Genomic DNA, 21217 nt, shown 5'->3' with positions numbered 1-21217 from the left:
TTACTTCAGCAATTCAAAGAATGGTTGTAACTGCGTACGTTTGCGCTTGTAAGAAGCTTGGTTCACAACCAAGCGTGCGCTGATATCAGCAATAGGCTCAACCTCAACCAAGCCATTTGCACGCAATGTATTTCCCGTGGAAACTAAATCCACAATCGCATCAGCCAAGCCGACTAATGGGGCTAACTCCATAGAGCCATACAAATGAATCGTATCGATGTGTACACCTTTATTGGCAAAGTGTTCACGTGCGCAATTCACGTATTTGGTTGCAACCTTAAGACGGGAACCTTGTTTAACTGCGGCAGCGTAATCAAAACCTTCTTTTACAGCTACCGACATGCGGCATTTAGCGATATCTAAATCAAATGGAACATACAAGCCATCTGTACCGTTTTCCATCAAGACATCTAAACCCGCCACACCAAAATCTGCGCCACCAAATTGAACATAGGTTGGCACATCAGAGGCGCGCACAATAATTAAGCGCACATCAGGGTTGGATGTCTCAATAATGAGTTTGCGAGACTTTTCAGGGTCTTCAAGCGGACGAATACCGATCTTGGACAAGATCTCAGCGGTTTCTTCGAAGATGCGCCCCTTCGAGAGGGCTAAAGTTAACTTCATGGACTAATTATCTATCAGGCTCACTTGACTCGCTGAATGTTGGCCCCTAGAAGGGTCAACTTTTGCTCCATACGGTCGTATCCACGATCCAAGTGATAAATTCGGTCGACCTGAGTTTCGCCCTGTGCCGCCAAACCCGCGATTACCAAACTGGCAGATGCCCGTAAATCCGTCGCCATTACCACTGCCCCGGATAACTTTTCTACGCCTTGGGCAATAGCGGTATTTCCCTCGATCGCGATATCCGCGCCCAGGCGATTCATCTCCTGAACGTGCATAAAGCGGTTTTCAAAGATAGTTTCAGTAATGGTGGCATTTCCCTCGGCTATGGCATTCACAGCCATGAGTTGCGCCTGCATGTCTGTTGGAAAGGCTGGGTACTCTGAAGTACGAAAACTCACCGCCTTCGGGCGACCCTTCATCGAGGCCTTAATCCAATCTGGACCCACCTCCATCTGCAAGCCAGCCTCTTTCAATTTCACAATGACCGCATCCAAAGTGTCTGGTCGGCAATGCTTCACTAATACCTCGCCACCAGCGGCAGCTACCGCGCATAAGAAAGTGCCCGCCTCAATACGATCGGCGATCACAGAGTGTTCAGCGCTATGAAGCTTCTCAACACCCTCAATCACCAAGCGATCGCTGCCAATACCGGTAATTTTGGCGCCCATTTTGACAAGCAGCTCTGCCAAGTCACCAACTTCCGGCTCTCTTGCGGCATTTTCCAAAATGGTGGTGCCTGAAGCTAAAGTAGCCGCCATGAGCAAATTCTCAGTACCAGTCACTGTAATCATGTCGGTCAAAATAGAGGCGCCCTGCAAACGACCCGAGGGTGACTTAGTTTCTGCCTGGATATAGCCACTCTTAATTTTGATGGTGGCACCCATCGCCTTGAGACCCTTAATGTGCTGATCCACTGGACGCGCACCGATTGCGCAGCCACCTGGGAGAGATACTTTCGCACTATGCATTCTGGCCAACAAAGGCCCAAGAACCAAAATCGAGGCGCGCATAGTCTTCACCATTTCATAGGTGGCCTCTGAGCTCTTAATGTTGCCCGCATTCAATACAACATGATTGCGATTATTGGCATCCGGGAAAGTCACCGTCACACCAATTTCTTGTAATAACTTCAACATGGTTCGCACATCTTGCAAATCTGGCACGTTATGCAAAGTAATGGCTTGATCTGTTAATAGACAGGCACAAAGAATTGGTAGGGCCGCGTTTTTAGCTCCGGCGATTGCGACTTCTCCATTCAGCGGAGTGCCGCCAACCATTCGTAATTTATCCATGAATCTATTCCAGTAAAAATCTCGTTCAGTATTTTATGTTGCAGAGTTCTGCGCAAATTCTTCAGGAGTAAATGCTTTGATAGACAAAGCATGCACTTCAGCCTTCATGCGGTCACCCATTGCGCCATACACCAACTGATGACGCTGAATCAAACGCTTACCCTCAAATTCAGGACTCACAATGGTGGCAAAAAAATGCTGGCCATCGCCTTCAACCTTAATATGGGTGCAAGCAATTCCTTGTTTGATATAGCCCTCAATTTGTTCTGGGGTTGGCAACATCACAATCTCCTAATTCCTAATATTCACTTACTAAATCATTTTGATTAAGGCGCTTACCTCAATCGCTAGTGCCTTAACTTATAGCCCTTTTGCAATAGACGCAAAGCGACAGCTGAAACCACTAGGAAGAAGCACACCACAATGGCCAAACTATTCCAGGGAGAGATGTCAGACACACCAAAGAAGCCATAACGAAATCCATCAATCATGTAGAAAAATGGATTGAAATGAGAAACCGCTTGCCAAGCCACTGGCAAAGAATGAATGGAATAAAACACTCCCGATAGCATGGTTGCCGGCATGATGATGAAGTTCTGAAAAGCAGCCAACTGATCGTATTTATCTGCCCAAATACCCGCAATCAAACCCAGGCTTCCTAAAATTGCTGCGCCCAGAAAGGCGAATGCCAGAATCCAAAGCGGATACTCAAATGATGGCAACGCATACCATGCGGTAATAGCCAATACACCTAGACCCACCACCACCCCACGGAATACCGCAGCCAAGACATAGGCGGCATAAAACTCTAAATGGCTAAATGGCGCCAGCAACACAAATACTAAGTTGCCAGTAATTTTTGACTGAATCAATGATGAGGATGTGTTGGCAAAGGCATTTTGCAAAACACTCATCATCACCAAGCCAGGGATCAAGAAGGCTGTGTAGTTCAAACGACCATACACTTCCTTGCCTTCCAACACATGGCCAAAGATCATTAAATACAAAATAGCCGTCAATACTGGTGCCGCTACCGTTTGAAACGCCACCTTATAAAAGCGCTTAACCTCTTTACGGAGCAAGGTTGGAAAACCACTTCCATAGGAAATTGCGGGTTTATTCAACATCGGCTTCATCGTGCATTTCCCGACATGATGTTCACAAAAACATCCTCAAGATCGGTCTTACCCTCACCGTCTTTCTTTACCGAGCCATACTGGCTCAACAAATTCGCTGTAGTGTCGAGCGCGACAATGTTTCCCTGCTTGAGCATCGCAATACGCTGGCAAAGCGCTTCGGCCTCTTCTAAATAATGTGTTGTGAGAACAATGGTGTGCCCATCCTGATTGAGGCGACTAATGAATTGCCAAAGGGATTGACGCAATTCAACATCCACACCAGCCGTAGGCTCGTCCAGAATAATGACGGGAGGCCTATGAACCAATGCTTGCGCAACCAACACTCGGCGTTTCATGCCGCCTGATAAGGAGCGCATATTGCTGTCCGCTTTACCAGTGAGATCCAGGTTAGCCATAATCTCATCAATCCAAGCATCGTTATTACGAATGCCAAAGTAACCAGACTGAAATTGCAATGTCTCCCTGACAGTAAAGAAGGGATCAAATACCAACTCTTGTGGCACCACGCCTAACATTCGGCGCGCCTCACGAAACTGGCTCTGCACATCAGCACCCATAATGGCGGCATGCCCTTGGTCGGCTGTGACCAAGCCCGCTAAGATCGAAATGAGAGTCGTTTTTCCGGCGCCATTTGGACCCAGCAAACCAAAGAACTCGCCCTGCTCAATTGACAGAGAGACGTTGTCTAGAGCTTGCAAGGCTCCATAATTTTTTGAGATATTTTTAATCGAGATGGCAGCGTGCATGCTATGACAAACCTAGCAACGCGGCAACGCCATAGACACCAGCCAAAACCTTTAATTTTTCTGGCGCATTCAGAAGAGTCAACTGCTGACCATCGATCTGCAGCTTTTTTTGCCAAGCCAACAATACCGTCAACACCGTCGAATCAAAGTCTTTCAAACGAGCGCAATCAACACTTCTTAATGCCGCTAAATTCAATAGCCCATCCTTCTCTAATTGCAAGACATTGTCTTGCGTAACGGAGATAGGCAATGAAAATGGCATCTTCTTTTGAACTTTAGTTTGTTGGCTTAGCAGCGGCAAGTTGTTTATTGCGATCTTGCAAAAACTTCACGAGACCTTCCACACCATTTTGACTAATTTGATTAGCAAACTGATTCCGATAGGCTTCTACGAGCCATACGCCCATGATGTTCATGTCATAGACTCTCCAACCATTGGCTGTTTTTTCTAGACGATAGTCCAGGGGTACTGGGTCGCCACGACCAAGAACGACGGTTTTCACAACCACTTCTTTGTCATCGGGTGCTGCGCGTAAAGGCTTAAATTGAATAGTTTGATCGCGCAGCTGACTCAATGCGCCAGAGTATGTACGTATCAGTAGATTTTTAAATTCGCCCACCAATTGAGCTTGCTGCTCCGGCGTGGCTTTTTTCCAGTTTGGCCCCATCGCCATCTCTGTAGTACGGCGCATGTCTGTATAGGGAACAATCTTCTTCTCAACCAAATCCACAATACGCGGAATATTGCCCTTCTGAATCTCGGGATCAGACTTCACCGATGCCATCACATCAGAAACAACCGTCTTAATCAGCCCATCTGGAGTAGATTGATCGACAGCTTGAGCGTTGACGATGCCAGCGACTAAAAAGAGGCTTGATAGCAATACAGCGAAATATCTTTGTATGGTGGTTTTGCTTTTCATGTTTCCTCGATTAATGCTGATCATTGAGGCTCATTTTAGCCCTTTACCAAAATCTAGCAGAGCTCTAGCTTACTTATTCGTAGGGATTTTCGTAAACGGGCATCAGAGGCTCCTCATCATCGCGCCCCTCATTGATCTGATATACGCGCCTTTGAATATAGGCGTCCCGCATAAAGCTATATTTATCGATAGCTGCGCCATCCAATAAATCGCCGGCTTCGTAATAGGTATTACGAGCATTCACCACGCGTAGGCCGGTAATGCTATTGCGGAAGCCAATATCTTTTATATAGCTAAACAGGTAATCCGACTCCAAATCGGCCACGGTGCCAAAGGTATCTCGTACATTGCTTGGGCCAAAAAATGGCAAAACGACATAAGGGCCAGAAGGAACGCCCCACACGCCGAAAGTTTGACCCCAATCCTCTTTGTGCTTCTCAAGTCCGCCAGGTGTTGCCATATCAATCAAACCGCCTAAACCAAAAGTTGTATTGACCACTACTCGCATCAAATCATTAAAAGCATAGGCCGGCTTGCCCTGCAATAAGTTCTGGAGGGCGGTATAGATATCGTTGTAATTACTAAAAAAGTTATAGATACCGTCCCGCACAAACTCAGGCAAAACAAAACGATAGCCAGCAACTACAGGCTTGAGCAGGTAAGCGTCTAAGCCTTCGTTAAATTCAAAAACAGAGCGGTTAAATGGCTCCCAAGGATCCTGTGGGGAAGGCTCTACCCCAGCAGGAATAGATGCACAGCCCACCATAGTCGTAACTAGACCAAGCAATACCAGCTGTTTGAATCTAGTCAATAAGCGCATTACTTGTCGGCGCCTTTATCTTTACCGCTATCAGCAGCCTTGTTATAAAGGAACTGACTGATAAGATTTTCCAACACTACAGCAGATTGGGTCTGAGTGATCTTATCGCCAGCAGCCAACATATCATCAGATCCACCAGCTTCAAGACCGATATATTGCTCACCCAATAAACCAGATGTCAAAATTTTGGCGGAAGAATCCTTAGGGAATTTATAGCTGTCTTCAATCGTCATGGTGACGGTTGCTTGATAGGTCTTATCGTCAAAAGAAATATTGGCAATGCGACCAACGACAACACCAGCGCTTTTAACAGGCGCACGCGGCTTTAGTCCGCCAATATTGTCAAAGCGAGCTGAAATTTTGTAGGTTGGCGCAAAGGAAACGGCATTCATATTGCCCACTTTCAATGCCAAGAACAAAGCAGCCAGCAAGCCAATAGCTACAAAAATTCCGACCCAAACATCAATTGCACTTTTTCTCATAAGAGTCCCAGTTTATTCTTTCTAATTCGAGAACATCATCGCGGTGAGCAAGAAGTCCAATGCCAAAACCGATAAAGAAGAAATCACCACGGTACGGGTAGTCGCCTGCGATACACCCTCAGGCGTTGGCTTTGCTTCGTAACCCTGATAGAGGGCGATAAACGTTACCGCCACCCCAAATACAAGACTTTTTATCAGGCCATTCCCAATATCAGAGAAGAGATCTACCCCGCCCTGCATTTGCGACCAAAATGCGCCTGAATCAACCCCGATCAAAGGCACGCCAACAAAGTAACCACCCATCACGCCAACCGCAGTAAAGATTGTCGCCAAAATAGGCATGGCAATAATGCCTGCCCATAGGCGTGGCGCAATCACACGGCTCAAAGGATCAACTGCCATCATTTCCATAGCGCTCAATTGCTCGCCAGCCTTCATGAGACCAATCTCGGCAGTCAATGAAGTACCTGCACGACCAGCAAACAATAAAGCAGTGATCACTGGACCTAATTCACGAGTCAATGAGAGTGCCACTAATAAACCTAGTGCTTGCTCTGAGCCATAACGGTTGAGGGTGTAATAACCCTGTAAGCCCAAAACGAAACCAACAAATAAACCAGAAACCGCGATGATCACAAAAGAGTGATTTCCCACAAACAGAATCTGATCAGAAACTAAACGTGGACGTTTTAATAAAAAACCGGAGCGCCAAATCACGGCGATAAACATCCGCGCCGCCAAACCAAGACTGGTTAAATTGCGACGAATAAAAAATCCTAAATCACCTAATAGATCTATGGCTTTATTAAAAATACTCATTTCAAGCTCACCCCAAAATCTTGCTCAAGGCTTTGGCCTGGATAATGGAATGGCACTGGGCCATCTGGTGAGGCATCTAAGAACTGACGCACAAAAGGATCGGTAGAGCGACTTAATTCTTCTGGTGTACCCTCGGCCCCAATGCGGCCATTTGCAATGAAATAAACGTAATCCGCAATTTCAAATGTTTCTTCAACATCATGCGTTACTAGAAGACTTGTTGCACCCAAGGCGTTATTCAAATCTCGAATTAAGCGCGCGGTGATTCCTAAAGAAATGGGGTCGAGACCCGCAAAAGGCTCGTCGTACATGATCAAAGGGGGATCGAGAGCGATGGCTCTAGCTAGTGCAACGCGACGCGCCATGCCACCAGAAATTTGCGCCGGCATTAAATCGCGTGCGCCACGCAAACCAACTGCGTTGAGCTTCATCAAAACCAATGAACGCAATAAGTCTTCACTCAGATCAGTATGCTCACGCAAAGGAAAAGCAACATTTTCAAAAACGCTGAGATCGGTAAAGAGCGCGCCGAACTGAAAGAGCATTCCCATGCGACGACGGGCAACCATCAGTTCAGCTGAGTTCATCTTGCCGATGTCGCGACCCTCAAATAGCACTTGTCCAGACTGTGCTGCGAACTGACCGCCAATAAGACGCAGTATGGTGGTCTTGCCACAACCAGAACCACCCATCACCGCAACTACTTGACCTCGACGGAACTCCATATTGAGCCCCGATAAAATCTGGCGCTCTCCAGGTGCATAAGAAAAGTTGACGTCCCTAATCTCAACGACAACTTCGCCCGGGCTATGACCTTTAGTCTGCTGATTCACTTCCACCGAGTTGGAGTGGCTACTGTTCATATCCTCGATATTATCGCGGCAGAACAGAAGACCCCATTAAATACTCATCTACCGCACGCGCAGCCTGGCGACCTTCACGAATCGCCCAAACTACTAAGGACTGACCACGACGCATATCCCCCGCAGCAAATACCTTAGGAACATTGGTTTGATAGGCGTTTTGACCATCGACAGTCGCTTTTGCATTACCGCGAGCGTCTTTCTCAACACCAAATGCATTGAGCACCTGTTGCGCGGGAGACACGAAGCCCATTGCCAAGAACACCAAGTCTGCCTTAATTTCAAACTCAGAATTTGGCATTTCTGTCATCTTGCCGTCTTTCCACTCGAGACGAACACAGATCAATTTCTCAAGCTTGCCGTCTTTTCCTTCAAAACGCTTAGTTGCAACAGACCAATCACGATCACAACCCTCTTCATGGGATGAAGAAGTGCGCAACTTTGTTGGCCAATATGGCCATACCAAAGGCTTATTCTCAGTCTCTGGTGGCTGTGGCATCAATTCAAATTGGGTAATCTTGCTTGCACCATGGCGATTCGATGTTCCAACGCAATCCGATCCAGTATCACCACCACCAATCACAACAACATTTTTTCCTTTGGCGGAAATTTCATTTTTGAAATCGCCAGCATTCTCTTTGTTCTGAGGAATCAAGAATTCCAATGCAAAGTGAACCCCTTTCAACTCACGGCCTGGAACCGGCAAATCACGAGGTTGCTCAGCGCCACCGGAAATCACAACAGCATCAAAATCCTTCATCAACTGCTCAGGAGAAACTGTTTTGGTTGAGTAGTTTTTCACTTCAGCACCAATCGCTTCTTTTCCAACGAATACGCCGGTTTCAAATTTGACGCCTTCAGCCTGCATTTGCTCGACACGACGATCGATTAACCACTTCTCCATTTTGAAATCAGGAATGCCGTAGCGAAGCAATCCACCAACGCGGTCATTCTTTTCAAAGACAGTCACATCATGGCCTACGCGGGCTAATTGCTGAGCAGTCGCCATACCAGCAGGACCACCGCCAACTACAGCAACTTTCTTACCTGTCTTTGTCTTAGCTGGCTGCGGTTTAACCCAACCACTTTCCCAGCCTTTATCAATAATGGCGTGCTCGATAGACTTAATGCCCACAGCCTCACTATTAATTCCCAATGTGCAAGCAGCCTCACAAGGCGCTGGGCAAATTCGGCCAGTGAACTCAGGGAAGTTGTTGGTCGATTGCAAAACATCCAATGCATTCTTCCAATCATCATGGAACACCAAGTCATTGAAATCAGGAATGATGTTGTTAACAGGGCAACCGTTATTACAAAATGGAATACCGCAGTCCATGCAACGCGCGCCTTGTACCTTAGCCTGATCATCCGTCAATGCAGCGACGAACTCTTTGTAGTGATGGAGGCGTTTAGCCGGAGCTTCGTAGGTTTCATCTACGCGCTCAAACTCCATAAATCCTGTGACCTTACCCATATCGAATCCTTAGTATCTTTTCTTAATATCTATCTGCGTTGATCTAGTAACTTATGCCGCAACAGTTTTGTTTTGGGCTTTTTCCCACAACTCGCCTAAAGCGCGCTTGTATTCAGTTGGGAGCACCTTCACAAAACGACCGCGAGCATTCTCCCAATCGGCTAAGAGTGCTTTCGCACGCTCTGAACCAGTGTGGCGGAAATGACGCTCAATCAAGCTCTTCAGAATTTGCTCATCAGTCATGCGCTCACCACCGTCTTTCACATCAACAGGGGCGTGCCACTGAGACTGAGGCATCTTGGCAATCTGCTCAACAGAAGGCAATACCTTTTCCAAAGTTGCCATGCTGGTATTGCAGCGCTTTTCAAACATGCCATCTTCATCGTAGACATAAGCGATACCACCACTCATACCCGCAGCAAAGTTACGGCCAGTTGCACCCAATACCACTACCGTGCCGCCAGTCATGTATTCACAACCGTGGTCGCCAGTACCCTCAACCACAGTAGTGGCACCTGAGTTACGTACCGCGAAACGCTCACCAGCTACACCATTAAAGAATGCCTCACCGCTAATGGCGCCGTATAGAACAGTGTTGCCCACAATAATGTTCTTGGCTGTATCGCCGCGGAACTCATGTGGCGCACGAACGATCACACGTCCACCTGACAAGCCTTTACCAACGTAGTCATTACCGTCACCCACTAAATCCAGGGTGATGCCGCGCGCCAAGAAAGCAGCGAAACTTTGACCAGCAGTGCCATTCAATTGAATATGAATGGTGTCATCAGGTAAACCAGCATGGCCATAACGCTGAGCCACTTCGCCAGAAAGCATTGCACCGACCGTACGGTTCACGTTCTTCACCGGAACAATGAATGACACTTTTTCGCCGCGCTCTAATGCAGGCTCGCTCTTCTCAATCAAGATATTGTCGAGTGCACTACCCAGACCATGCTCTTGAGTCAAGATTTGGTAACGAGGAACGTCTTTCGCTACAGCTGGTTCAGCAAAAATCTTGCTGAAATCCAAACCATGCACTTTCCAGTTCTCAATACCCTTACGAGTATCTAAGAAATCAACGCGGCCAATCAAATCATCAAACTTACGAATACCGAGTTGCGCCATGATTTCACGCACTTCTTCTGCGATAAAGAAGAAGAAATTCACAACATGCTCGGGCTTGCCAGAGAACTTCTTACGTAATTCAGGATCCTGAGTCGCGACACCTACTGGGCAAGTATTTAAATGACACTTACGCATCATGATGCAACCCTCGACCACCAATGGTGCTGTAGCAAAACCGAACTCATCTGCGCCCAACAATGCACCGATCACTACGTCGCGACCAGTCTTCATTTGACCATCAGCCTGAACACGAATACGACTACGTAAACCATTGAGCACTAATGTTTGTTGGGTTTCAGCCAAGCCCAATTCCCATGGGGAGCCGGCATGCTTAATTGAAGACAATGGAGATGCGCCAGTACCGCCATCATGGCCAGCGATCACAACGTGATCTGCTTTGGCTTTTGCAACGCCGGCAGCAATGGTTCCGACACCCACCTCAGATACTAACTTCACTGAAACATCGGCAGCTGGATTCACGTTCTTCAGATCGTGGATTAATTGCGCGATATCTTCAATAGAGTAGATGTCATGATGCGGAGGAGGAGAAATCAAACCAACACCCGGCACAGAGAAACGTAGCTTACCGATGTAGTCTGAAACCTTACCACCTGGCAATTGACCACCTTCACCAGGCTTAGCGCCTTGGGCCATCTTGATCTGGATTTGATCTGCAGAACGCAAGTACTCAGTAGTCACGCCGAAACGTCCTGAAGCTACTTGTTTAATTCTGGAGCGCAATGAGTCGCCATCGAGCAATGGAATATTGGCCTCAACAACATCATCACCCAAAATACTGGCCAATGTTTCACCCTTCTTAATGGGGATACCTTTGAGCTCATTCACATAGCGATTTGGATCTTCGCCACCTTCACCAGTATTGGACTTACCGCCAATACGATTCATTGCAATCGCCAAAGTAGCGTGAGCTTCCGTGGAGATTGAACCTAAAGACATCGCACCCGTCGCAAAACGCTTAACGATTTCTTTTGCAGACTCCACTTCATCTAATGGAATGGCTTTTGCTGGATCAATCTTGAACTCAAACAAACCACGTAATGTCATTTGACGCTTGGTCTGATCATTAATGATGTTTGCGTACTCTTTGTAGGTCTGATAACCCTTCTCAATTCCAATACGAGTCGAGTGCTGTAATTTCGCAATCGTGTCTGGTGTCCACATATGGTTTTCACCACGAATACGGAAAGCGTACTCGCCACCTGCTTCGAGCATATCGGTCAAGACCGGGTCATTGCCAAATGCGGACTGATGCATACGCAATGCTTCTTCAGCCACCTCAAATACGCCGATACCGCCGACGTTTGAAGGGGTCCCTTTGAAGTAATGGTCAATCACATCTTTATTCAAACCAATAGCTTCGAAGATTTGTGAACCTGTGTAAGACATGTAAGTGGAGATGCCCATTTTGGACATCACTTTTTGCAAGCCCTTACCAACCGCTTTCACAAAATTCTTCACTGCTTTTTCTGCAGACAAATCACCGGATAAGCCTTTAGCCATTTCAGCCAAAGTTTCCATTGCTAAGTAGGGGTGAACAGCTTCTGCACCATAACCAGCTAAGAGTGCGAAGTGATGGGTCTCACGCGCACTACCTGTTTCAACTACGAGGCCAACGCTAGTACGCAAGCCTTTTTCAACTAAATGCTGATGAATCGCGGAAGTTGCCAACAATGCTGGAATAGCTACGTGGTTTTCGTCAACCTGGCGATCACTCACGATCAAAATGTTGTAACCAGAGCGCACCGCATCTGCAGCTTCAGCACATAAGGAAGCTAAGCGAGCCTCGATTCCTGCTTTACCCCAAGATGCTGGATAGCAAATATCTAATTCATATGAGCGGAACTTGCCGTTGGTGTAATGACCAATATGGCGAATCTTCGTCATGTCGTCAAAATCCAAAATCGGCTGACTGACTTCCAAACGCATTGGAGGATTGATATTGTTGGTATCAAGTAAGTTAGGCTTTGGCCCAATGAAGGACACCAAAGACATCACCATGTTTTCGCGAATGGAGTCAATCGGAGGATTGGTCACCTGCGCAAATAATTGCTTAAAGTAGTTGTAGAGCGGCTTGTTCTTATTAGAGAGAACCGCCAACGGGCTATCGTTACCCATTGATCCGATAGCCTCTTCACCATTCATTGCCATTGGCGCCATGAGGTACTTGATGTCCTCTTGCGTATAACCAAAAGCCTGTTGGCGATCTAATAATTTTGCGGCAGGGCGAATCGTGGTTTTTTCATCGACGATATCGGCTTTGCTGGCATCCACTTCATCGAGTTTGACGCGAACCGCATCAATCCAGCTCTTGTATGGCTTTGCTTTTGAAACGGCATCTTTCAATTCGACGTCGTCAATAATGCGGCCCTGCTCCATGTCAATCATGAACATCTTGCCAGGTTGCAAGCGCCATTTTTGAACAATCTTGTTCTCTGGAATTGGCAACACCCCAGCCTCAGAACCCATAATGACCAAGTCATCATCAGTAACGTAATAACGCGCTGGACGCAAACCGTTACGATCCAAAGTCGCGCCAATTTGACGGCCATCTGTAAATGCCATCGCTGCGGGGCCATCCCATGGTTCCATCATCGCTGCGTGATATTCATAGAATGCGCGGCGATTGTCATCCATCAATGCGTGCTGTTCCCATGCTTCTGGGATCATCATCATCATGGCTTGCGCCAATGGATAACCCGACATCACCAATAGCTCCAAGCAGTTATCAAAACAGGCGGTGTCGGATTGACCTGGATAAATCAATGGCCATAATTTTTTGAGGTCATCACCCAACACTGGAGAGCTGATAGCGCCCTCACGTGCATTTACCCAGTTGACGTTACCTTTAACAGTATTGATCTCACCGTTGTGAGCAATCATGCGATATGGGTGAGCCAATTCCCATGCAGGGAATGTATTTGTCGAGAAGCGTTGGTGCACTAATGCCAATGCGGAAACTGTGCGAGGATCTTGCAAGTCTTTGTAATAAGCGCCAACTTGATTCGCTAACAGCAAACCCTTATAAACAATGGTGCGCGCGGACATTGACGCTACGAAATATTCTTTGCCATGCTTTAAGTGCAAATCTTGAATCGCATGACTGGCTGTTTTACGAATCACGTATAACTTACGCTCAAGTGCATCCGTTGTCATGATGTCGCGACCACGACCAATAAAGATTTGGCGAATAAACGGCTCAGTCATTTGGACTGTTGGAGACATTGGTAATTTCACATCGATTGGAACATCTCTCCAACCTAAAACCACCTGACCTTCGAGGCGCACAGTACGCTCTAACTCTTGCTCACATGCCAAGCGTGAAGCGTGCTCTTTTGGTAAAAAGATCATGCCAACGCCGTACTCACCAAGCGGCGGTAATTCAACGCCCTGCTTGGCCATTTCTTCGCGGTACAAAGTATCTGGAATCTGAATCAAGATACCGGCGCCATCGCCCATTAAAGGATCGGCACCAACAGCACCCCGGTGATCCAAGTTCTCAAGGATCTTCAATCCCTGAGACACGATCTCATGAGATTTTTTTCCTTTGATGTGCGCAACGAATCCTACGCCGCAAGCATCATGCTCGTTTTGTGGGTCATAAAGACCTTGAGCGATTGGACGAAGATCTGTATTCATTTGTGTAGTCATGGTATTTCCGTGTGCCATCGATGGGCTGATTACTTTTGGAGGATCAAATATAGGTGAATACCCATACTGATGCAATAGAAATAAAATGACTCTGTCCCATTTAATAATGGGGAGCACCAATATGCATTCTTAAAAAAGGGACAGAGTCGCTGCTTGAAGCCTATTCTGACACTAACCCCAAGCCCTTTATAAATTCTAAGTCACTGAATTTAAAGATATTAATTTCTTTGGGCGTCCTCGATGGCGAATCTGCACCTGCGCCGGATTATCTTTAAAGAGCTTTTGGGCATAAATATCACTCACCCAGGGTTTAGAACGCACCAATGCTTCAGTAATTTGCTTGTCCTCCCAATGGGGGGCACCCTCTTTCACAAAGCCAGCCCAACTCATTTGCCTTTCGAAAGGTGTATTACCCAATCGCCAGAAGTGTTGATGGTCAACCAACCAGGATTCGGCATTGCCGCCAATATGAGATGCAAAACTAGTCCAAGTGGAGTCTTGAGGGCTCGATTCGAAACCAGCCCTTACTGGATTTAATTCAATATAGCGCTGACAACGTAAAAAATAATCTGGATCTATGAGTGAAGAACGATAGCGCCCCTCCCAAATCGTTCCCGAGCGATGGTGTCGCTGATTGAAATACTGTGCATATCGGCGACCCAAAGACTGCATGGTTTTAGCAAGTGAGTCTGCATTCTGAGGGGTCATTAATAAATGCACATGATTGGGCATTAATGCGTAGGCGTGTACTGCGCTACCAAACTGCTTAGCTGCTTCACGCAACCAATCTAAATACATGCGGCGATCGAGATCATTGAAAAATAGGGTCTCGCGATTATTCCCCCGCACCATCACATGCATCGCTTGGCCGGGAATGATAGTGCGGGCTTGCCTTGCCATGACTAAAGCGAACTACTGCAGTTCGCGTACGCCACCGTTATTTGAGAACTCTGGAATAAACCAGTCGCCATCGTATTGAGTAACACCAGCTGGAACTTCGCGACCTTGTTGTGGCTCATTTCTCAACGCAGTCTCCATATAAGAAATCCACATTGGCAAAGCTAGACCACCACCAGTCTCACGATCACCCAAGCTGGCAGGCTTATCAAAACCAATCCAAGCAATTGCAACTACTTTTGGGTTGTAGCCAGCAAACCAAGCATCATGCGAATCATTCGTTGTTCCCGTTTTACCCGCAATATCGTTGCGACCTAATTTAGCTCTCGCACTAGCCGCAGTTCCGCTCTTAGTGACTTCTTGCAACATGCTATCCATCACAAATGCGGTGCGCGCATCTAAAACGCGCGTTGCATCTTCACGCGCATGCGTTGGCTTTGCCTCAAACAAAATTGTTCCCTTGGAGTCCACCATCTTATTAATTAAGAAAGGATCGACTCGATAGCCACCGTTAGCAAACACGCTATATGCCGATGCCATTTGCAAAGGAGTAACAGAGCCCGCGCCCAAAGCCATTGTTAAATACGGAGGATGCTTCTCTGCCTCAAAGCCAAAGCGCTGAATATATTCTTGAGCGTAAGAAGGACCAATCGCGCGAATGATGCGCACTGAAACCAAGTTTTTGGATTTAGCCAAAGCAGTACGCAAACGCATCATGCCGTCGTATTTTCCATCGTAGTTCTTAGGCTCCCAAGACTGACTACCAGTCTCCATGCTGCCGATTGATAGTGGCGCATCATTAACGACTGTGCTGGGAGAAAAACCTTTTTCAATTGCTGCGGCATAAATGAAAGGTTTAAATGAAGAGCCTGGCTGACGCTGCGCTTGAGTCACGTGATTAAATTGATTGCGACGGAAATCAAAACCACCCACTAGCGACAAAATCGCACCCGTTTCCGCATTCATAGAAACAAAAGCCGCCTCCACCTGTGGCAATTGCGCTAGCTTCCATACGCCACCATCAGACAGTAGTCTCACGATTGCGCCCGGGCGTAACCGTTTTTTCGGCTGCGCACTATCCGTCAAGGATGCAGCAGCCAACTTCATGCCTTCGCCTTTGAGGGTGATTGTGTCGCCAGTAGAGATCATGACTTGCATCTCTTTAGCCTTAATGTCGAGCACTACGCCTGATTGCAAATCATCTAACTGGGGGTAGGCAAGCAAAGCCTCATCAATTGCACGTTGTCTCTTGACTGTATCTTCCGGTAAATCAATAAAGCCCTCTGGTCCACGATAAGCATGGCGCAAGTCATATTCAAAAATACCGCGGCGGACTGCTTTGTATGCCGCATCCTGATCGGCCTTCAAGATCGTGGTGTAAACATCGATGCCTTGAGAATAGATGGCTTCACCATATTGTGTGAAGAGTAACTGACGCACCATCTCCGCTGGAAAATCTGCACGAGTGCTGAACTCGTTACCAAGGCCACGAATATGCAACTCTTCTGCCATCGCCTTTTGATATTCCTCAGTGGTGATGTAAGAAAGGTCGCGCATTCTCTGCAAGATATATTCTTGGCGAATTTTGGCGCGACGGAAATTAGTGACCGGGTTATAGGCGGAGGGTGCCTTAGGCAAACCAGCCAACATCGCCGACTCAGCAATTGTGATGTCTTTTAACTCCTTGCCAAAATAGATTTGAGCCGCGCTTGAGAAGCCATATGCCCGCTGACCCAAGAAGATCTGATTCATATAGATCTCTAGAATCTTATCTTTGCTTAATTGAGACTCGATTTCCCAAGCAAGAAGTACTTCGTAGATTTTTCGACTAAAGGTCTTCTCATTGCTTAAAAAGAAGTTACGCGCTACCTGCATCGTGATGGTTGAAGCGCCCTGAGACAGATGCCCTCTTAAATTGGTCACTGCAGCCCGCAAGATCCCAACATAATCAACGCCACCGTGAGAGTAAAAGCGATCATCCTCAATGGCTAGAACTGCATTGCGCATACTCTTGGGAATCTCATTCAAAGGAATCACCTTACGGCGCTCTTCGCCAAACTCACCAATCAACACCTTGTCAGCGGTATAGATCCGCAGAGGCGTTTTGGGGTTGTAATCAACTAATGCTGAAATCTTTGGCAAATTGGGTTTTGCTATTAAGAAGGCATATCCCAACAATAAAGTGAGAACCACAGCAAACACCATGCTGATAATCAGCAAGGCCTTTACAAGTGGATTGCTTCCCGATTTATAGGAATGCTCCGCTCTTGGCTGATTTGGACGTCTATCAGGCTGGCGGTTAAACCGACGATTGAGTGGCGGCTTGTCTTTTGGGGGTAGTGCCATATAGCCAAATTATAGGGTGCTTAGCCAATTTGCCCTCAAGCTCCAAAACCCTGATTGAGGAGTTTTGGCCAAGCCTTTTCCTACGCCTATTTCCACCTCTCCCGATCGTTTTTGCTATCCCCAAGGCGAACAATGTGGCATGCCCTCACGCCAAATTTCCTCCCAATCCTTTGATGACATCCTGAGCGATCTTGGGGATGATCCGGCCATTCCAGACCCGCATGGAATTCGTAAATCATCAGCGCCTCCAAGACCTCATACTGAGCCACATAAGCGGGTAGAAATGCAGTCTTTTCCAAGCAAAAATCTCCAGCTTCATGGCCTCAAAATCCTCCCCTTATTCGCTCAAGGTCTTGTCTTTTTACTGATCTCAGTCGCGCTATTTTTCATCCTTGAGTCTCAGAAATCTCAGTTGGATCTAGAGATTTCTGGCCTGCAAATCCAGGTTTCAGATCTCAAAAAGGAAATGGAGTCTAAGCAACTCCAGAATGATTCTGATCGCGAAGAACTATATGATGAAATGGATAAATTAGAAGTAAGTATTCACTCAATTGCATTAAGGCCACCTGCTGCCATACCCCAAAACAAGCCAGCGTCCATTCCACATGAAACTGAACTACGTCGCTGGAGCTATCTGGGGCTAGCTCGTATCAGTGGTATTGAGCACGGATTTTTCAACACCGGCAAAAGAAGGCTCTCGGTCTCAAAAGGAGGTTTGGCGCTGGGGGACTGGCACCTCACCCAAGTCGACAAGGAGGGGGTCATTTTTACCCATTCCAAAGGGAAAACAATTGCTTTGAAATCGACTCATTCAGAATGAAATTCGTGAAAATTTTTCGCCCAATCAGCAGCCTCTTTATGGGGCTATTTATGATCTTTCTGCAGAACGGGGCTCTGGCCAGTAACCCAGAGATGGGCCATGCACCTACCGTCAAAGACAGTCGTATTAGCCTGCAATTTAGCGGCATCGAACTTACTGAACTTTTACAAGTTTTAGCCAAAATGGGCAAAACGAACTTTCTGCTGAGCGAGTCTATCCAGGGAAAGATATCGGTAGATTTAATAGACACCCCCTGGCAAACTGCCCTGCATTCCATACTTGCCAGTAGAGGCTTACGCCTAGTCAGAAATGGTGACATTTACTGGATTGGGCCTCATGCTGAAATCCAAAGCTTCCAGAAATTTCGACGGGAGGATGCAGCCCTTCCCTTTGGTGGCGACCATATCAATAGCCCACGCCAAATCCTGATTGAAGCCCGCATTGTGGAGGCAGACCAGCGTTTTGCCCGTGAACTTGGGGTCAAACTCGGCTATATGGCGAACGGCATTGGCCAGCACTCAGACCAGAAGATCGGAGGGAATATAGATCTAGCGGGAGCAGGCTTGAATGGCTATCATCCCGCCACCTTAGCAGCGACTCTGATTTCCAAGAATGCTGCCAGACTTCTGCAAATAGAGCTTTCAGCCCTTGAATCCGATGGTCAAGGCAAGATTCTGTCTAATCCGCGGATTATGACCGGGGACCAAGTGAAGGCTACCATCGAGCAGGGCACTGAACTTCCTTATCAGGTGAGTTCACAAAGCGGCAGCAAGCTGCAGTTCCGAAAGGCTAATTTACGCTTAGAAGTGCTGCCCAAGATTCATCCCGACGGGAAGATCTCCATGCTGGTCGGCATCAATAAAGACACTATCGGCATGAAAACTGAGCAAGGCTACGCCATAGACACTAAGAACCTCAGTTCTGAGGTAACTGTTGAAAACGGGGGAACGGCCATTATTGGCGGCATCTTTCAAACTACCGAGCGAGAAGACGAAGTGAAGATTCCGCTGCTGGGTGACATCCCCCTCATTGGCCATTTATTTCGCCATAAATCCACTCTGGCTGATAAAACTGAGCTGTTGGTCTTCTTAACCCCCACTGTCCTAGACAAACCCTAATAAAATCGAGAGGTGAACTCTTCATCTAACAATATCTTTCTGATTGGCCTCATGGGCGCCGGAAAGTCGACCGTCGGTAAATTATTGGCGAAGAAGTTAGGCCGTCGTTTTTTAGATGCGGATCACGTCATTGAAGATCGATGTGGCGTCAAAATTCCAGTCATTTTCGAAATGGAAGGTGAAGATGGATTTCGAAAGCGCGAGGCGCAAGCCATTAAAGACATCACCGCAGAACACAACATTATTTTGGCGACCGGTGGCGGTGCAGTATTGCTACCGGAGAATCGGCAGTACCTCCGCGAAAGAGGGACCGTCATCTATCTTCACGCAAACCCAATCGAACTTTGGCATCGCACTAAAGGTGGCGAAGGTAGGCCACTTCTCAGAAATGGGGATGCCAAAAAAATCTTAGAGAATTTATACGCCATTCGCGACCCCCTCTATCGAGAGATCGCAGACCATGTCATTGAAACTGGTAAACCCAGCGTCAATCAATTGGTTAATACTTTAATCATGCAGCTCGAACTTTCCGCTTGAATTTATCCATGAAAACATTAGAAGTTGATCTAGGCAATCGTAGTTATCCCATTCACATTGGCACCGATTTAATCGATCAACCCGAACTGTTTAATGCTTGCGAAAAAGCAACGTCACTCTTTATCGTTACCAATACGACCGTCGCTCCTTTATATGCGCAGCGTCTTACCAAAACCCTAGAAAAATTGGGTAAGCCAGTAAGAACCATCGTCCTACCTGATGGAGAATCGTATAAAGATTGGAAAAATCTTCAGCTCATTTTTGATGATCTCCTAAAGTTTGGCGCAGATCGTCAAACCATGCTGGTAGCGCTCGGTGGCGGAGTGATTGGGGATATGACGGGCTTTGCTGCTGCGAGCTTTATGCGTGGCATTCGCTTTATCCAAGTACCCACAACACTCTTGGCCCAGGTGGACTCTTCTGTTGGCGGCAAAACAGGTATCAATCACCCGCTCGGAAAAAATATGATTGGCGCGTTTCATCAACCAGCCGCAGTCATTGCTGATCTAAACACCCTCAAAACATTGCCTGCCCGTGAACTTTCAGCTGGCCTCGCTGAAGTAGTCAAGCATGGCGCGATAGCGGATGCTGATTTCTTAGACTGGATTGAGGCTAATGCAAAAGTCTTATTGGCATGTGATACCAATGCCATGGCGCATGCCGTACTGCGCTCCTGTGAAATTAAATCCGCCGTTGTTTCTGCCGATGAGCGAGAAGGCGGCATTCGTGCCACCCTCAATTTCGGCCATACCTTTGGTCATGCAATTGAAGCGGGAATGGGTTACGGCGAGTGGCTTCATGGTGAAGCTGTAGGTTGCGGCATGGTGATGGGTGCGGATTTATCTCGTCGCCTCAACTTCATTACGCAATCTGAAGTGAATCGTCTGAGCAACATTATTCGCTCTATGAATTTGCCAACCGAGCCACCGAAGTTTGGAGCGCAACGCTACATGGATTTAATGCAAGTAGACAAAAAGACCGAGGGCGGCACGATTCGTTATGTCATTCTAGAGAAAATTGGTAAGGCCAAAATTCAGAGCGTGCCAGATGTTCAAGTCATTGAGACCTTAACGGCAACTGGCGCAGTCTAGTTTCTGTCGGCTAGCTTTTCAGTAGCTTGATGTTGACGGCCTGACCTGCTTGAGCGCTAGCAAACTCCGATAAATCACTCAATAGTTCACGCCCGGTTTTGGTATCCAACCACAAAGGGGATGCGAGAGTTCCCGCCCAGCGATAGTGATAACCGCCAGATTTAGCAGCCACCCAGATTTCATGTAACGGAGGCTGGGTATTGACCACAATCACGCTGCGATCCCTAAATCGAATGTTGATTACGTTGCCACCTTGACGCTCTACATCCAAATCAAGATCCAAAGCATCATCTGCGGCCTCCAAAGCGACCTCGATCGACTGCAGCAAATGACTACCTAGTTGATGGAATTGCTTGTCATCAATCGTTTCAACGGTCGAATTGTTTGGCTTCATATTGGAGTCCTGCATGCTATATTCAATCA

20 protein-coding genes are annotated in these 21217 nt (G+C 47.1%); 4 read left to right on the top strand and 16 right to left on the bottom strand.

Annotation, left to right across the window (positions count from 1 at the left end; genetic code table 11):
* The 15 genes from hisG to FD960_RS00495 all read right to left on the bottom strand — a co-directional run bounded on the left by hisG (nucleotide 1) and on the right by FD960_RS00495 (nucleotide 17228).
* Complete coding sequence (gene hisG / locus FD960_RS00565) at nucleotides 1-627, bottom strand: ATP phosphoribosyltransferase (protein ID WP_215299234.1); 627 nt, start codon at nucleotides 625-627, stop codon at nucleotides 1-3.
* A gap of 20 nt (nucleotides 628-647) precedes the next feature.
* Nucleotides 648-1922: a UDP-N-acetylglucosamine 1-carboxyvinyltransferase gene (gene murA / locus FD960_RS00560; protein WP_215299233.1), complete on the bottom strand. Its 1275-nt coding sequence runs from the start codon at nucleotides 1920-1922 to the stop codon at nucleotides 648-650.
* A 33-nt stretch (nucleotides 1923-1955) separates the two neighbouring features.
* On the bottom strand, nucleotides 1956-2204 hold the full coding sequence (locus FD960_RS00555) for a BolA family protein (protein WP_215299232.1): 249 nt from the start codon (nucleotides 2202-2204) through the stop codon (nucleotides 1956-1958).
* 65 nt (nucleotides 2205-2269) lie between these two features.
* Nucleotides 2270-3058, bottom strand: coding sequence for an ABC transporter permease (locus FD960_RS00550; protein ID WP_215299231.1), 789 nt, complete (start codon nucleotides 3056-3058; stop codon nucleotides 2270-2272).
* Entirely contained in the window at nucleotides 3055-3807 is a 753-nt protein-coding gene (locus tag FD960_RS00545) for an ABC transporter ATP-binding protein (RefSeq protein WP_215299230.1), read from the bottom strand. The genes FD960_RS00550 and FD960_RS00545 overlap by 4 nt, the downstream gene beginning before the upstream one ends.
* Before the next feature lies 1 nt (nucleotide 3808).
* The gene (locus tag FD960_RS00540; protein ID WP_215299229.1) at nucleotides 3809-4069 is read right to left on the bottom strand and encodes a lipid asymmetry maintenance protein MlaB; all 261 of its coding nucleotides are present in this window, start codon (nucleotides 4067-4069) and stop codon (nucleotides 3809-3811) included.
* Between the two features lie 13 nt (nucleotides 4070-4082).
* Entirely contained in the window at nucleotides 4083-4730 is a 648-nt protein-coding gene (locus FD960_RS00535; protein WP_215299228.1) for a phospholipid-binding protein MlaC, read from the bottom strand.
* A 73-nt stretch (nucleotides 4731-4803) separates the two neighbouring features.
* Complete coding sequence (locus FD960_RS00530) at nucleotides 4804-5550, bottom strand: VacJ family lipoprotein (protein ID WP_215299227.1); 747 nt, start codon at nucleotides 5548-5550, stop codon at nucleotides 4804-4806.
* Nucleotides 5550-6032, bottom strand: coding sequence for an outer membrane lipid asymmetry maintenance protein MlaD (gene mlaD / locus FD960_RS00525; RefSeq protein WP_215299226.1), 483 nt, complete (start codon nucleotides 6030-6032; stop codon nucleotides 5550-5552). Before mlaD ends, FD960_RS00530 begins: the two co-directional genes overlap by 1 nt.
* Nucleotides 6033-6053: 21 nt before the next feature.
* Nucleotides 6054-6851 carry a lipid asymmetry maintenance ABC transporter permease subunit MlaE gene (gene mlaE, locus FD960_RS00520; RefSeq protein WP_215299225.1) on the bottom strand — a complete coding sequence of 266 codons (798 nt, stop codon included), beginning with the start codon at nucleotides 6849-6851 and terminating at the stop codon, nucleotides 6054-6056.
* Nucleotides 6848-7714: an ABC transporter ATP-binding protein gene (locus tag FD960_RS00515; RefSeq protein WP_251369799.1), complete on the bottom strand. Its 867-nt coding sequence runs from the start codon at nucleotides 7712-7714 to the stop codon at nucleotides 6848-6850. The genes mlaE and FD960_RS00515 overlap by 4 nt, the downstream gene beginning before the upstream one ends.
* Nucleotides 7715-7724: 10 nt before the next feature.
* A complete protein-coding gene (locus FD960_RS00510) occupies nucleotides 7725-9188 on the bottom strand; it encodes a glutamate synthase subunit beta (RefSeq protein ID WP_215299224.1) in 1464 nt (487 codons plus the stop codon).
* Nucleotides 9189-9239: 51 nt separating this feature from the next.
* Nucleotides 9240-13985, bottom strand: coding sequence for a glutamate synthase-related protein (locus FD960_RS00505; protein ID WP_215299223.1), 4746 nt, complete (start codon nucleotides 13983-13985; stop codon nucleotides 9240-9242).
* A gap of 195 nt (nucleotides 13986-14180) precedes the next feature.
* Complete coding sequence (locus FD960_RS00500) at nucleotides 14181-14885, bottom strand: transposase (RefSeq protein WP_215299222.1); 705 nt, start codon at nucleotides 14883-14885, stop codon at nucleotides 14181-14183.
* A gap of 12 nt (nucleotides 14886-14897) precedes the next feature.
* Entirely contained in the window at nucleotides 14898-17228 is a 2331-nt protein-coding gene (locus FD960_RS00495) for a penicillin-binding protein 1A (RefSeq protein WP_215299221.1), read from the bottom strand.
* Between the two features lie 64 nt (nucleotides 17229-17292).
* Here FD960_RS00495 and FD960_RS00490 point away from each other — a divergent pair, with 64 nt between their 5' ends.
* Genes FD960_RS00490 through aroB form a run of 4 tightly spaced genes read left to right on the top strand, consistent with a single transcriptional unit; the run spans nucleotide 17293 to nucleotide 20794 of the window.
* Entirely contained in the window at nucleotides 17293-18048 is a 756-nt protein-coding gene (locus FD960_RS00490; protein WP_215299220.1) for a hypothetical protein, read from the top strand.
* Between the two features lie 50 nt (nucleotides 18049-18098).
* Complete coding sequence (locus FD960_RS00485) at nucleotides 18099-19166, top strand: type II and III secretion system protein (RefSeq protein ID WP_251369798.1); 1068 nt, start codon at nucleotides 18099-18101, stop codon at nucleotides 19164-19166.
* 12 nt (nucleotides 19167-19178) lie between these two features.
* Nucleotides 19179-19703, top strand: a complete 525-nt coding sequence (locus tag FD960_RS00480; protein ID WP_215299219.1) for a shikimate kinase — start codon at nucleotides 19179-19181, stop codon at nucleotides 19701-19703.
* Nucleotides 19704-19711: 8 nt separating this feature from the next.
* Entirely contained in the window at nucleotides 19712-20794 is a 1083-nt protein-coding gene (aroB, locus tag FD960_RS00475) for a 3-dehydroquinate synthase (protein ID WP_215299218.1), read from the top strand.
* A gap of 10 nt (nucleotides 20795-20804) precedes the next feature.
* Here aroB and cyaY read toward each other — a convergent pair whose 3' ends face one another.
* On the bottom strand, nucleotides 20805-21188 hold the full coding sequence (gene cyaY, locus FD960_RS00470) for an iron donor protein CyaY (protein WP_215299217.1): 384 nt from the start codon (nucleotides 21186-21188) through the stop codon (nucleotides 20805-20807).
* Nucleotides 21189-21217 lie beyond the last annotated feature (29 nt).

This window comes from Polynucleobacter sp. AP-Nino-20-G2 (genome assembly GCF_018688235.1).
GTDB lineage: Bacteria > Pseudomonadota > Gammaproteobacteria > Burkholderiales > Burkholderiaceae > Polynucleobacter.
The sequence above is the reverse complement of the archived record's forward strand: the minus strand, read 5'-3'. Positions and strand labels throughout refer to the sequence as shown.

What these genes read in the sequence shown, in the direction of transcription:
- hisG (WP_215299234.1), bottom strand. Translation starts at nt 627, where the DNA reads ATGAAGTTAACTTTAGCCCTCTCGAAGGGGCGCATCTTCGAAGAAACC.
- murA (WP_215299233.1), bottom strand. Translation starts at nt 1,922, where the DNA reads ATGGATAAATTACGAATGGTTGGCGGCACTCCGCTGAATGGAGAAGTC.
- FD960_RS00555 (WP_215299232.1), bottom strand. Translation starts at nt 2,204, where the DNA reads ATGTTGCCAACCCCAGAACAAATTGAGGGCTATATCAAACAAGGAATT.
- FD960_RS00550 (WP_215299231.1), bottom strand. Translation starts at nt 3,058, where the DNA reads ATGAAGCCGATGTTGAATAAACCCGCAATTTCCTATGGAAGTGGTTTT.
- FD960_RS00545 (WP_215299230.1), bottom strand. Translation starts at nt 3,807, where the DNA reads ATGCACGCTGCCATCTCGATTAAAAATATCTCAAAAAATTATGGAGCC.
- FD960_RS00540 (WP_215299229.1), bottom strand. Translation starts at nt 4,069, where the DNA reads ATGCCATTTTCATTGCCTATCTCCGTTACGCAAGACAATGTCTTGCAA.
- FD960_RS00535 (WP_215299228.1), bottom strand. Translation starts at nt 4,730, where the DNA reads ATGAAAAGCAAAACCACCATACAAAGATATTTCGCTGTATTGCTATCA.
- FD960_RS00530 (WP_215299227.1), bottom strand. Translation starts at nt 5,550, where the DNA reads ATGCGCTTATTGACTAGATTCAAACAGCTGGTATTGCTTGGTCTAGTT.
- mlaD (WP_215299226.1), bottom strand. Translation starts at nt 6,032, where the DNA reads ATGAGAAAAAGTGCAATTGATGTTTGGGTCGGAATTTTTGTAGCTATT.
- mlaE (WP_215299225.1), bottom strand. Translation starts at nt 6,851, where the DNA reads ATGAGTATTTTTAATAAAGCCATAGATCTATTAGGTGATTTAGGATTT.
- FD960_RS00515 (WP_251369799.1), bottom strand. Translation starts at nt 7,714, where the DNA reads ATGAACAGTAGCCACTCCAACTCGGTGGAAGTGAATCAGCAGACTAAA.
- FD960_RS00510 (WP_215299224.1), bottom strand. Translation starts at nt 9,188, where the DNA reads ATGGGTAAGGTCACAGGATTTATGGAGTTTGAGCGCGTAGATGAAACC.
- FD960_RS00505 (WP_215299223.1), bottom strand. Translation starts at nt 13,985, where the DNA reads ATGACTACACAAATGAATACAGATCTTCGTCCAATCGCTCAAGGTCTT.
- FD960_RS00500 (WP_215299222.1), bottom strand. Translation starts at nt 14,885, where the DNA reads ATGGCAAGGCAAGCCCGCACTATCATTCCCGGCCAAGCGATGCATGTG.
- FD960_RS00495 (WP_215299221.1), bottom strand. Translation starts at nt 17,228, where the DNA reads ATGGCACTACCCCCAAAAGACAAGCCGCCACTCAATCGTCGGTTTAAC.
- FD960_RS00485 (WP_251369798.1), top strand. Translation starts at nt 18,099, where the DNA reads ATGATCTTTCTGCAGAACGGGGCTCTGGCCAGTAACCCAGAGATGGGC.
- aroB (WP_215299218.1), top strand. Translation starts at nt 19,712, where the DNA reads ATGAAAACATTAGAAGTTGATCTAGGCAATCGTAGTTATCCCATTCAC.
- cyaY (WP_215299217.1), bottom strand. Translation starts at nt 21,188, where the DNA reads ATGAAGCCAAACAATTCGACCGTTGAAACGATTGATGACAAGCAATTC.